The sequence below is a fragment of the Lentzea fradiae genome (genome assembly GCF_900100955.1).
GTDB classification, from domain to species: Bacteria; Actinomycetota; Actinomycetes; order Mycobacteriales; family Pseudonocardiaceae; genus Lentzea; species Lentzea fradiae.
In genome coordinates this window covers 402,459-414,527 of the sequence record NZ_FNCC01000006.1, presented here as the reverse complement: position 1 = coordinate 414,527, position 12,069 = coordinate 402,459, and the positions used below count along the sequence as shown (strand labels likewise).

Genomic DNA, 12,069 nt, shown 5'->3' with positions numbered 1-12,069 from the left:
CACCGTACCGACCCCTCCACACCCCGGCATTGAGGTTTCCCGCAATCCCCGAATGCGGTTTCCCGCAATCGCGTCATGCGGTTTCCCCCACCGATCCTGACGGCTTACCTCATGGTCCGCCCCCTGCCCGCTTCCTAGCGTTGACCTCGACATTCCAACCACCCGAGGGGGAGAACACATGCTGGCCGAGTGGGCAGTGGACGTGATGGAGTCGCTGGGAGGCGTGGGCGCCGCGATCGTCGTGGGCCTGGACAACCTGTTCCCGCCGATCCCGAGCGAGCTGGTGCTGCCACTGGCGGGTTTCTCCGCGAGCAAAGGCGTCTTCAGCCTCCCGGAGGCCCTGTTCTGGACGACGGCCGGCTCCGTGGCGGGCGCCGTCATCGTCTACTACGCGGGCCTTCTCCTGGGCCGCACCAGGACTCGCAAGCTGGTGGCCAAGATCCCGCTGGTCCGCGTCACCGACTTCGACAAGACCGAAGCCTGGTTCCACCGCCACGGCACGAAAGCGGTGTTCTTAGGCCGCATGGTGCCGCTGTTCCGCAGCTTCATCTCGCTGCCCGCGGGCGTGGAACGCATGAACTTCCCGAAGTTCCTGGCACTCACCACGGCAGGCAGCCTGATCTGGAACACGGTGTTCGTCGGCGCGGGCTACGCGTTGGGCGAGAACTGGCACCGAGTGGAGGACTACGCGGGCATCTTCCAGAAGCTGGTCCTGGCAGCGGTGGCCATCGCCGTCGTCCTCTTCGTGGTGACCAGGCTCCGCCAACGCCCCGCAGGCGACCCGGAAGCCACAGAAGTCCTGCCCCGCATCAACCGCTGACCCCAGCCAGCACCGCCGCCCCACCGCACCCACCCCGCCGCCCGCCTCTCCGCACCGCACCCGCCGCCTTGCCCGCCGCACCCAAGACCGTCCACCAACCCGCCGCGCCGCCACTGCAGCACCAGTGCCGGAGGCAGAAAGGGAGGCATCGCACCAAAAATCCACTCATCCCGGACGCATCCGACCCAGACGCGTCCCACCCCAGACGCGTTCCGCCTACCCCGCACCGGTACGTGTCGCACCCGAAAGCACCGCGCCACTCCAGCCCCACGTCCACTCCGGACACCTGCCGCAAATGCCGCGTCCACCCCGGACACACGTCCCCGGGCACACCCGCCCGAGACGCATCCACCCTCAACCACACCGGAGGTGATCTCATCGCCATCTCACCAGCGAACCCGGCCAACCCGCCCGACCCGCTCAACCCGGCCACCTCGACCAGCCTGGCTACCTCGACCAGCCCTACAAGCCCGAGCACTCCCCGCAAAAGGCGAGTGCCCCTGGACCGGAAATCCCGGTCCAGGGGCACTCGAACAACCAGCGAGGATCAGACGTCGTACCGGTCAGCGTTCATGACCTTGTTCCACGCCTTCACGAAGTCGACGACGAACTTGTCGGACGCGTCGTCACTCGCGTACACCTCGGCGACGGCGCGCAGTTCGGAGTTCGAGCCGAACACCAGGTCGTTGCGCGTCGCGGTCCAGCGCACCGCACCGGTGGCGCGGTCGCGGCCCTCGAAGTGCTCCTGGTCCTCGGTGACCGACTTCCACTCCGTCTCCATGTCGAGCAGGTTGACGAAGAAGTCGTTGGTCAGCGTCTCCGGCTTGTCGGTGAGCACGCCGGCCGACGAGCCGCCGTAGTTCGCGCCGAGGACGCGCAGACCGCCGAGCAGCACGGTCATCTCCGGTGCGGAGAGGCCGAGCAGGTTCGCCTTGTCGATCAGCAGGTACTCGGACGGCAGCGGGTTGGCCTTGGTGCCGTAGTTGCGGAAACCGTCGACCTTGGGCTCCAGGACGGCGAACGACTCGACGTCGGTCTGCTCCTGGGTGGCGTCGGTGCGGCCCGCGAGGAAGGGCACCTCGATGTGGCGGCCCGCGGCCTTGGCGGCCTGCTCGATCGCCACGGCGCCGCCGAGGACGATCAGGTCGGCCAGCGAGACCTTCTTGCCGCCGGTCGCGGAGCTGTTGAACGCCTCCTGGACGCCTTCCAGCGTGCGCAGGACCTGGGCGAGCTGGTCGGGCTCGTTGACCTCCCAGTTGCGCTGCGGCTCCAGGCGGATGCGGGCACCGTTGGCGCCACCGCGCTTGTCGCTCTGGCGGAACGACGCGGCCGAGGCCCACGCGGTCTTCACGAGCTGCGAGACCGACAGGCCGGTCTCCAGGATCTTGGCCTTCAGCGTCGCCACGTCGGCGGCGGTGACCAGCTCGTAGTCGCGGGCGGGCACCGGGTCCTGCCAGATCAGCTCTTCCTGCGGCACCAGCGGGCCGAGGTAGCGCTGGATCGGGCCCATGTCGCGGTGGGTCAGCTTGAACCAGGCGCGGGAGAACGCCTCGGTGAACGCCTGGTGGTCCTCGGCGAACCTGCGCGAGATCGGCTCGTAGATCGGGTCGAACCGCAGTGAGAGGTCCGTCGTCAGCATCATCGGCTGGCGGTTGAGGGTGCCGTCCTCGGGGTCGGGCACGGTGTTGGCGCCCGCGTCGCCCTTCGGCTTCCACTGGTGGGCGCCGGCCGGGGACTTGGTGAGCTCCCACTCGAAGCCGAACAGGTTCTTGAAGAACAGGTTCGTCCACTCGGTGGGCTTCTGCGTCCAGGTCACCTCGAGGCCGGAGGTGATCGCGTCACGGCCCTTGCCGGTGCCGTGGGTGCTGATCCAGCCGAAGCCCTGCGCGTCCATCAGCGAGCCCTCGGGCTCGGCGCCGACGAGCGACGGGTCGCCCGCGCCGTGCGCCTTGCCGAAGGTGTGGCCACCGGCGATGAGGGCGACGGTCTCCTCGTCGTTCATGCCCATGCGGCTGAACGTCTCCCGGATGTCGCGGGCGGCGGCCAGCGGGTCCGGGTTGCTGTTGGGGCCCTCGGGGTTGACGTAGATGAGGCCCATCTGCACGGCCGCGAGCGGCGACTCGAGGTCGCGCTCACCGCTGTAGCGGCTGTCGCCACCCAGCCACTCGGTTTCGGGGCCCCAGTAGACGTCCTCGTCCGGCTCCCACACGTCCTCGCGACCGCCGGCGAAGCCGAAGGTCTGCAGGCCCATGGTCTCCAGGGCGCGGTTGCCCGTGAAGATCATGAGGTCGGCCCAGGAGACCTTGCGGCCCCACTTCTTCTTGACCGGCCACAGCAGGCGGCGGGCCTTGTCCAGGTTGCCGTTGTCCGGCCAGCTGTTCAGCGGGGCGAAGCGCTGCATGCCGGCGCCCGCGCCACCGCGGCCGTCGTGCGTGCGGTAGGTGCCCGCGCTGTGCCACGCCATGCGGATCATGAACGGGCCGTAGTGCCCGAAGTCCGCGGGCCACCAGTCCTTCGACTCGGTGAGCACGGCGTCGACGTCGCGCGCCAGCTCGTCGAGGTCGACGGTCAGGAACTCCTTGCCGTAGTCGAAGTCGCCCCCCATGGGGTTCGCCTGGACCGGGTGCTTGCGGAGGATCCGGAGGTTGAGCTGGTTGGGCCACCAGTCGCGGTTGCTGCCGCCCTCACTGGGGTAGCTGCGCCGGTTGTGAGCGACCGGGCACTCACCCTTCGACTCGCTCACCTTGGCGTCAGTGCTGTCGGACACAGAAATCCTTCCGGGTGTTCAGGAACTACTCGCGGCGTTCGTGCACTCGGGGCAGATGCCCCAGTAGATGACCTCGGCCTCGTCGATGACGAAGCCGTGGTCGTCGGATGCGTTCAAGCACGGTGCGTGGCCGACTGTGCAGTCGACATCGGCGATCGAGCCGCAGGATCGGCACACAACGTGGTGGTGGTTGTCCCCGACGCGCGCCTCGTAGCGCGCGACCGAGCCCTGGGGTTCGATGCGGCGCAGCAGGCCGGCTGCCGTCAACGCGCGGAGCACGTCGTAGACGGCCTGGTGGGAGACCGCACCCAGGTTCTGACGTACGACACCGATGATCGAATCCGTGTCGGCGTGCGGATGGCCGTGCACGGCGGACAGCACCGCTATCCGCGGAGCTGTCACTCGCAGTGACGCTCCACGCAGCATGCGTTCGAAGTCGGAAGCCGTGGGCACGAGAACCACCCTGCCGTCTTTTCTGGAATCAGTCAAGTTACTGAGTCGTGCAAGACACGTGCGCCGGTCATCTCCGCACGGCGGACATCGCGTCCGCGAGCCGGCGGACACCCTCGGCGAGCACGTGCTCGGGTGCGCCACCGTAGGTCAAACGGAGAAAACTGCCCGGCGGTTCAGCGGCGAACCAAGCTCGTCCCGGGAACACCACCACGTCGCGCGCCGCGGCCGCTGTCGTGAGCTCCAGGTCGTCGACGCCGTCGGGCAGCTCAGCCCACAGGTGCAGGCCGCCGGACGACCTGGCGACCGAGAGCTCTGGCAGGTGTTCGGCCACCGCACGTGCCAGAGCGTCCCGCCTGGACCTCAACGACTGCTGGAGCGTGCGCAGGTGGCGGCGCCAGACCGGGGAGGTCACGAAGTCGATCGCGGCCTCCTGCAACGGCCCCGCGACGTACAGGTCCTGGCGCGACCGGGTGTTCTTCAGTCGCGTGCCCGCCGGTCCCCGCGCGCCGATGACGGCGACGCGCAGCCCCGGCGCGGCCACCTTCGTCAGCGAGCGCACGTAGACGACGTGGCCGTCGGTGTCCTGTGCGGCGAGCGTCGGCGGCGCGGTGCCGTCGATCGTGAAGCCGCGCGCCCAGTCGTCCTCGACGAGGAACGCGCCGACGTCGCGGACGATGCGCATCACCTCGGCGCGGCGGTCGTCGGACAGCACGGCGCCGTGCGGGTTGGCGTGCAGCGGCTGGCAGTAGAAGAGCTTCGCGCCGGTCCGCTCGAACGCGGCCCGCAGCAGGTCCGGCCGCACGCCGTCCTGGTCCGCCGGCACGGGGACGACCTTGAGCCCGGCGTCGCGTGCCGCGGCGATGGCGCCGAGGTAGGTGGGTGACTCGACGAGCACGGCGTCACCGCGGTCGCCGAGGCCGCGGAACACCGTCGCGAGGGCTTCCTGGGCTCCGGCGCACACCGTCATGTCGCCGCTGCGCAGTTCGCCGCCCGCTTCCCTCGCGAACCACGCGCGCAGCTCCTCCCTGCCCTCGACGGGCACCCGTCCCCACGACGCGGGTCGCCGCGCGGCACGGCTGAGCGCCGCTCCGAGTGCGTCGGTCGGCTGCAGGTCGGGGTCGAGGTAACCGCTGGTCAACGGGATGGCTTCGGGCTTGGGCACGGCGACGAGGTTCGCCACCAGGTCCTCGCCGGGACGGCCTTCGCCGAGCGCGACCGCCTGCCACGACAGGTCGTGCGAGGCCGTGGTCGTGCGCGGGGCGACGTAGCTGCCCCGGCCCGGCCGCACCTCCACGAGCCCTTCGGCGGCGACCCGCTGGATGGCCTGCTGGACCGTCGCGGGCGACGCGCGGTGCCGGGCCATCAGCTCGCGGACCGACGGCATCCGGTCGCCCACGTGCCCGGAGAGTGCTGTCGCTCTCAGGTCCTCGATAACGCGGACGGCTGCGTTATCCTCGTTCATGAGGGCCAAGAGTAACGTTATCGTGCCGCCGGGGGTAACACTCGGCGCGCTGGGCGTGGTGGGGTTCAGCTTCTCGCTCCCGGCAACTCGTTTGGCAGTAGCCGGACTGGACCCGTGGTTCGTCGCGTTCGGACGGGCGCTCGTCGCGGGTGTCCTGGCGATCGCATATCTCGCGTTATCGCGCGCGCCGCTCCCGTCGGTAACGCAGCTGCGTCGCCTGGTCGTCGTCGCCGTCGGCATCGTGGTCGGTTTTCCGCTCTTCACTTCTCTGGCTCTCACCACCCAGACCTCGGCCCACAGCGCCGTGGTGATCGCGGTGCTCCCGATGTGCACGGCGATCTGGGCGGTCGTGCGCGCCTCCGAACGTCCACCGCTCGCGTTCTGGCTCTCCAGCGGAGCGGGCCTGCTCGCGGTCCTCGCGTTCGTCGCGACCGGCGGTGGTTTCTCCGGCTCGCTCAGCCTCGCCGACGTCTACCTGCTGGTCGCGGTCGTGTTGTGCGGCTTGGGTTACGCCGAAGGCGGCGCGCTCTCGCGTGAGCTCGGCGGCGCGCGGACCGTGTGCTGGGCCTTGGTCGTCTCACTGCCGGTGACTCTCCCGATCTCCTTGTACACAGCGGACTTCTCGCGTGCGACGGGCGTCGTCTGGCTCAGTTTCGCCTACGTGGCGCTGATCTCGATGTTCCTGGGCTTCTTCGCCTGGTACGCCGGACTGGCCGCGGGCGGGGTGGCGAAGATCGGTCAAATCCAGCTGGCACAACCGGTTCTGACCCTGATGTGGTCGGCTCTCGTCCTGGGCGAGTCCGTCGGCTGGCTCGCGCTCGCGACATCGGCCGTCGTGCTCGTGTGCGTGGTGCTGACCCAGCGCAACCGCGCCCCGGCGCCTGCGGCGGAAACCGCTCAGGCCGTCCGCTGAGCTTCCGAAATTGTCAGACCCTCCTGTCATGCTCGGACCCATGCCGATCGAAGTGGCGAGCAAGCGCCGCAAGGTGCAACGTCCGGGCGCGGTGGTCGTCGACGTGACCTCCCGCGGCCCGGACCCGTGGGTGCGGTTCAGCCCGTTCTACCCGCACGGCGACATCCCGGTGCCGTTGTCGCCCGGCGTCACGAGCGCGTCCGTGGAAGGTCTTTGGCAGGCGCTGAAGGTCTTCGAGGGTGCCGACGTCGACCGGTCGAAGCTCGCCGTCACGTCGATGAAGGGTCTCAAGCGCACGGTGCGTCGTTTCGGTCCGGTGCGCGGGCACCGGGCGGGGCTGGCGGGGGAGCGGCTGCTCGGCTATCTCTCGGCCCGGCGGGAGATCTACTTACCGGCCTACCGCTGGGTTCTGGAGAACCGGTTGCAGGCCGAGGTCGCGCAGCTGCGTGAGCTGACGCGCTCGGAGGACGTCGTGCTGCTCGACTACACGACGAACGGCGACGTCCAGGATCTGAGCACACCGTTGTCCCACGCGGCGTTGATCGCCGAACACCTGAGGAGGCCGTCAGAGAATTGACCGATTTATACTGCGTGCCTTCGGCTTTGGGGGGTTTCGGCTATGGCGACGACGGACAGACAGCTCTTCGGGATCGTGGACGCGCTCGCCGAGGTGCAGCGCTCGTCGGGACAGCAGTACGACACGTTCCGGGTGCGGGGCAAGGTGTTCGGCTACTTCTGGCCGCGCACCCAGACGGTCGGGCTGAAGCAGACGCTGTCCGAGCAGCTGGCGCTCGTGGCGGAGCGGCCCGACGTGTTCGAGGTGCAGTTCACGGCGGGCGGGTTCGGCTGGGTCGTCGTGCACCTGGACGGCATCGACGCGGATGAGCTGGGCGAGCTGGTGTTCGAGGCGTGGCGGTTGTCGGCACCGGACGACGTCGTCGCCCAAGTGCCGGACCTCGCGCGCTGACCGCAGGACAGGGCTGACGGCTGGGCAGGGCTGGCAGCGGGGCAGGGCTGGCGGCGGGTCACGGTTGGCGCAGGGTCAGCACCGATCCGTCCGCGAACGTCAGCCGCACCACCGGCCGTGCCGGAAGGCTGAGTCCGGCGCGGGCGTGCTCCATCGACCGCACGGCGGTGCGCGGGATCTCCGCGAACGTCGTGAACACGGTGGACGGCTTGGTCGCGAGCAGGTGGCTGGGGTAGACGACGGCCACGCGCTGGTCGCTCACGGCGAGCCGGGCGTTGCCGCGGCTGGACGCGAAGTGGTCCGCCAAGCGGACGGCGGCGCAGGACGTGTCGGGGGCCTCGAGCCAGTAGCCGAGGGCCGGGTCGTCGATCCAGTCCGGTGGGGACGGTGGTGCGGGCAAAAGCCAGCGCGTTTCGGCCGGCTCCAGGGCGGGGGTGTCGCCGACGGCGGTCCACGGGACGTGCAGGGTGCCGCCGACCACGCCGCCCACGTGGCCGGCGATCGGGGGCAGGCCCAGCACGAGGTGTTCGCCGGGGCGCAGCCAGAACCTGGTCAGCTCGCGGACGACCACCTCGTCCGAGACCGGGGCGGGGGTGCCGAGGAGGAACTCGAACCCCGAGCCGTCGGTGAGCGTCACGCGGTCCGGTGCCGCCGCGGCGATGCAGGTGCGCGGGAACTCGGCCACGACGTCGTGGACGGGCACGGTGACCGGTTCGCCCTCGCCGTACGTCCGGCGGCGGTCGGTCAGGAATCCGCCGACCGCCTTGCTGAAGCCGACCGCCTTGCCAAAGCTGACCGCCTTGCCGAGACCGACGACGGCACCCAGGATCGACCTCTCCTGCTCAGCCGGGGGGAGCTGGCGCTCGGCGACGACGAGGCGCTCGGACGTCAGCGCCCACAGCCGGTCCTGCTTCCTGCCCGGTTCGAACCGGGACATGGCCGCCGGGGCGAGTGCGTCGCCGGACGGGCCGAAGACCAGGTGATCGGCGGAAGTCTTCGAGTCGTTCTCGTCGCTGCCGCCGAGCACCATCGACAGCGCGCCGCCTCCACGCCCGGCCGCCGAGGCGCCGACTCCGCGTCCGATCGCCGAGGCATCGCCTACCTCGCGCATGACCGCGGAGGCGTCGCGGGTGAGCAGGGAACGGCTCGGTGCGCCGAGGTGGTCGAGGCCGTCCACGGCGTAGTGGAACGTGGTCCGGTACATCGCCCAGACCAGGTGCTCGCCCGGCCGGCAGAGCTGCCGGGCGACGTGGCCGGGGCCCAGTGACGCCGAGAAGGTCACTCGTGCTCGAATCCTCGGTTCCAGGCCGGCTCCGGGACGCCGGCTCGCCGGCGGTCAGCGGAACAGGATGCGGGTGATCTCCGTGTCCGTGGCGCGGCCCTCGTCGTAGCCGCCCTCGCCCTTGAGGTTGTTCATGATCGCGACCGTGTACCGCTCGTCCGGCCCGATGAACCCGACCGAGTTCATCACCCAGCCGCTGTCCTCCTCCGACCAGCCGTTCTTCGTGCCGGAGTCGGGTCCCCAGGCGCCCCACTGCTGCTCGGGGCCGACGTCGCGCATCTGGCCGACGACGTACGCGCGGTCCTCGGCGGGGAGCTCGTCCAGCACGTAGTTGATCAGGCGGTCGAGGTCGTTCGCCGTGCACTTCTCGAAGCCCCAGTAGGGGAAGGTGGACGAATATCCTCTTTGGGCGGCCAGCTCCGTCATGCCGTACCTGGCGAACGCCGCGTTGAACGTCGCGCCGCCGTAGCGCTTCCAGAGCGTGTCCGCCGCGTCGTCGTCGGAGCTGTGCAGCATGGCGGTCATCAGCCTGCGGTCCTGGGCGCTCAGCCGGATGTTCCCGGTGCGGTGGCGTTCCAGGAGGTTCACGACCATCGCGAGCTTGATCGTCGACGCCGTCCAGGTCAGCTCGGACGCGCTGTCGTTGCGCCAGGTCGCGCCGGTCTTGCGGTCGCGCAGCACGATGCCGACGGTGCCCGGCCTGGTCTCGGCGTACGCCTGTGCCGCCTTGATGCGCTTCTGGAACTCGCAGTCGAACCCGCTGTCGGGCATGGGGCAGAGGTCGGGCGTGGCGACGCGCGGTGCCGCGGCCGGGGTGTGCTGCCTCGCGTTCGCGGGTGGCTCCCCCGTCACGGCGTGTCCGCACGCCGTGAGCGCGAGCGCGCACACGAGAAGGATCGGACGAAGCATGTGCCGCACGCTAACGGGTCCGAACGGAGGTAGTCGACCGCCATCCGGCCGTCACCTGATCATGTAAAAGATGTTTGACACGGTGTCGGGTTCGTTTTACCTTGGCGATGTCAGGTTTCTTTGACATCAGGAGCGGTGACGTGGCGTTCGAAGAGAAGCGCGCGTGGGCCTTGGGTGTGATCGCCATCATCGGGTACGCGCTGTACGCGGTGCTCGTCCTGAGCCAGGTGGACGGACGGCCGTTGGCCGAGGTGCCCTACATCGGCGCCATGCTGTGGACGATGGGGCTAGGCATCGTCGCCGGCATCGTGTCGGGCATCTGGTTCGGCATCGCCGCGCGCCACGACGGCCTGCAGAGCGACGAGCGCGACCGCGAGATCGGCCGGTTCGGCGACGTCGTCGGGCAGTCGTTCGTCGCCATCGGCGGGGTGTGCGCGCTGGTGCTCGCGATGGTCGAGGCGCCGCACTTCTGGATCGCGAACGTGCTCTACCTGTGCTTCGTGCTGTCCGCGGTGCTCGGCTCGGCGGCCAAGGTCTCGGCCTACCGGCAGGGGATGCCGTGAAGCCCACGAAGGTCACGAACTCCATCCGCGCGCTGCGGTTCGCGCACGGCGAGATGAAGCAGGCCGATCTCGCGTCGGCCATCGGGGTGACGCGCCAGACGCTGATCGCCATCGAGCAGGGCAAGTACTCGCCCTCGCTGGAGGTCGCGTTCAAGATCGCGCGTGTGTTCGCGGTGCCGCTCGAAGACGTGTTCCAGTACCCGGAGGAGGACTTGTGAAGGCTGTGGTGCAACGAAGATACGGATCGGCGGTGCTGGGTGAACTGGACGTGCCTGTGCCCGGGAAGGGCGAGGTTCTGTTGGAGGTGCGGTCGGCGGGCGTCGACATGGGCACGTGGCACCTCTTCGCCGGACGGCCTTACCTCGTGCGGGCCGTCGGGCTCCGCGGTCCGGGAACGCCGGTCCCGGGACGTGACGTCGCCGGCGTCGTGACGGCGCTCGGTCCCGGCGTCACGGAGTTCGCGGTCGGCGACGAGGTGTTCGGCACGTGCGGCAGCGGGGCGTTCGCCGAGTACACGGTCGCCCGTGTCTCACGGCTGGCGCGCAAGCCGGGCAACGTCTCGTTCGCGGAGGCGGCGGCCGTGCCGATCTCGGGCGGGACCGCGCTGCAGGGGCTGCGCGGTGTCCAGCCGGGGCAACGGGTTCTGGTCCTCGGCGCGGGTGGCGGTGTCGGCTCGTACGGCGTGCAGATCGCGAAGGCCCTCGGCGCACACGTGACCGGGGTGTGCAGCACGGGCAAGGTCGGCCTGGTGCGGTCGCTGGGTGCCGACGAGGTCGTGGACTACACCGTTGCCGACTACACGGGCACCTACGACGTGGTGCTGGACTGCGGCGGCGGTCGGTCGCTGGCCACGCTGCGCAGGGCGGCCACCCCGAAGGGCAGGATCGTCATGGTCGGTGCCGAGACCGGGGGAAAGCTGACGGGCGGGGTCGAACGGACGCTCGTCGCGCTCGCGCTCAACCTGTTCGTGTCGCAGAAGTACGTGCCGCTGCTGGCGACCGAACGCGCCGACGTCTTCGAGGAGCTGCGCGTGCTGATCGAGGCGGGGCGGGTGAAGCCGCCGGTGGAGCGGGAGTTCCCGTTGTCGGAGGGCGTCGCCGCGATCGAGCACGTCCACTCGCGACGGTCGCTCGGCAAGGTCGTCGTCACCGTCTGACCCCCGGGACGGCACCGGGCCGGCTCGCAGCGGCCCGGTGCGGCAGTGGCGGTCAGCGGGCGTGCGGCAGGGTGAACGAGTCGACCTGCGGGAGGTCGTGCCCGAGCCGGTCGCGCTTGGCCGTCAGGTACGCGATGTTGTGCGTGTTCGGCGGCATCAGCAACGGCACGCGCGAGGTGACCGTGATGCCGTTGTCCTCCAGTGCCGCGATCTTGTCGGGGTTGTTGGACATCAGCCGGACCGACTGGACCCGCAGGTGCTTCAGCACCCGCGCCGCGGGGGTGTAGTCCCGCACGTCGACGGGCAACCCCAGGGACGTGGCGGAGTCCAGCGTGTCCATCCCGGCGTCCTGCAGGACGTGCGTGCGGACCTTCGCCACCAAACCGATTCCGCGGCCCTCGTGGCCTCTCAGGTAGATGAGGATCCCGTTGCCCTCACGCACGATGGTGTTCAGCGCCGCGTCGAGCTGCTCGCCGCACTCGCACCGCATGGCGCCGAAGATGTCGCCGGTCATGCACTCGGAGTGGATGCGCACCAGCACGTTCTCGCGCAGCTTCGTCTTGCCGTAGACGAGGGCCATGTGCTCGTGGCCGTCGGCGCGGAACGCCACTGCCCGGAAGGTGCCTCTGCGAGTCACCAGGTCGGACTCCGCCACGTCTTCCTCGTTGAAGGCATCTTCGAACATCTACGGTCCCCTCGTCACCAGGTGCCTTCCGAGCGTGCAGCTACGCTCGGACGGACTTCGCACCGTAACCCGACCGCACAGCGGAGGTCATC

At 69.8% G+C, this 12,069-nt stretch carries 13 protein-coding genes; 7 read left to right on the top strand and 6 right to left on the bottom strand.

Features of this window, described 5'->3' with window-relative positions:
- Window positions 1-178 precede the first annotated feature (178 nt).
- Window positions 179-820, top strand: coding sequence for a DedA family protein (locus tag BLT23_RS16575; RefSeq protein ID WP_090050133.1), 642 nt, complete (start codon window positions 179-181; stop codon window positions 818-820).
- 547 nt (window positions 821-1,367) lie between these two features.
- Here the strand turns inward: BLT23_RS16575 and katG are convergent.
- The 3 genes from katG to BLT23_RS16560 form a co-directional block, all read right to left on the bottom strand.
- Window positions 1,368-3,587 (bottom strand): catalase/peroxidase HPI, encoded by a 2,220-nt coding sequence (katG, locus tag BLT23_RS16570; RefSeq protein WP_090050131.1) that lies wholly within the window; start codon window positions 3,585-3,587, stop codon window positions 1,368-1,370.
- Window positions 3,588-3,605: 18 nt separating this feature from the next.
- Entirely contained in the window at window positions 3,606-4,040 is a 435-nt protein-coding gene (locus BLT23_RS16565; RefSeq protein ID WP_090050443.1) for a Fur family transcriptional regulator, read from the bottom strand.
- Window positions 4,041-4,107: 67 nt separating this feature from the next.
- A complete protein-coding gene (locus BLT23_RS16560; protein ID WP_090050130.1) occupies window positions 4,108-5,502 on the bottom strand; it encodes an aminotransferase-like domain-containing protein in 1,395 nt (464 codons plus the stop codon).
- On the opposite strand from BLT23_RS16560, the gene BLT23_RS16555 reads away from it, so the two are divergent.
- From BLT23_RS16555 to BLT23_RS16545, 3 genes are read left to right on the top strand one after another with little or no spacing between them, the layout of a single operon-like run.
- Window positions 5,501-6,415, top strand: a complete 915-nt coding sequence (locus BLT23_RS16555; RefSeq protein ID WP_090050128.1) for a DMT family transporter — start codon at window positions 5,501-5,503, stop codon at window positions 6,413-6,415. The two genes, BLT23_RS16560 and BLT23_RS16555, sit on opposite strands and share 2 nt — an antisense overlap.
- Before the next feature lie 40 nt (window positions 6,416-6,455).
- Window positions 6,456-6,992 carry a DUF6939 family protein gene (locus BLT23_RS16550; RefSeq protein ID WP_090050440.1) on the top strand — a complete coding sequence of 179 codons (537 nt, stop codon included), beginning with the start codon at window positions 6,456-6,458 and terminating at the stop codon, window positions 6,990-6,992.
- Window positions 6,993-7,034: 42 nt separating this feature from the next.
- Window positions 7,035-7,382 (top strand): MmcQ/YjbR family DNA-binding protein, encoded by a 348-nt coding sequence (locus BLT23_RS16545; protein WP_090050126.1) that lies wholly within the window; start codon window positions 7,035-7,037, stop codon window positions 7,380-7,382.
- A gap of 58 nt (window positions 7,383-7,440) precedes the next feature.
- Here BLT23_RS16545 and BLT23_RS16540 read toward each other — a convergent pair whose 3' ends face one another.
- Window positions 7,441-8,664 carry a hypothetical protein gene (locus BLT23_RS16540; protein ID WP_090050124.1) on the bottom strand — a complete coding sequence of 408 codons (1,224 nt, stop codon included), beginning with the start codon at window positions 8,662-8,664 and terminating at the stop codon, window positions 7,441-7,443.
- Window positions 8,665-8,718: 54 nt separating this feature from the next.
- Complete coding sequence (locus tag BLT23_RS16535) at window positions 8,719-9,573, bottom strand: serine hydrolase (protein ID WP_090050122.1); 855 nt, start codon at window positions 9,571-9,573, stop codon at window positions 8,719-8,721.
- Between the two features lie 140 nt (window positions 9,574-9,713).
- Between BLT23_RS16535 and BLT23_RS16530 the strand changes: the two genes are divergently transcribed.
- From BLT23_RS16530 to BLT23_RS16520, 3 genes are read left to right on the top strand one after another with little or no spacing between them, the layout of a single operon-like run.
- Entirely contained in the window at window positions 9,714-10,136 is a 423-nt protein-coding gene (locus BLT23_RS16530; RefSeq protein ID WP_176946775.1) for a hypothetical protein, read from the top strand.
- A gap of 53 nt (window positions 10,137-10,189) precedes the next feature.
- Window positions 10,190-10,354, top strand: coding sequence for a helix-turn-helix transcriptional regulator (locus BLT23_RS16525; RefSeq protein WP_090050439.1), 165 nt, complete (start codon window positions 10,190-10,192; stop codon window positions 10,352-10,354).
- A gap of 50 nt (window positions 10,355-10,404) precedes the next feature.
- The gene (locus BLT23_RS16520; protein ID WP_342713667.1) at window positions 10,405-11,292 is read left to right on the top strand and encodes an NAD(P)-dependent alcohol dehydrogenase; all 888 of its coding nucleotides are present in this window, start codon (window positions 10,405-10,407) and stop codon (window positions 11,290-11,292) included.
- A 52-nt stretch (window positions 11,293-11,344) separates the two neighbouring features.
- Here BLT23_RS16520 and ribA read toward each other — a convergent pair whose 3' ends face one another.
- A complete protein-coding gene (gene ribA, locus BLT23_RS16515) occupies window positions 11,345-11,977 on the bottom strand; it encodes a GTP cyclohydrolase II (RefSeq protein ID WP_090050114.1) in 633 nt (210 codons plus the stop codon).
- Window positions 11,978-12,069: the final 92 nt, after the last annotated feature.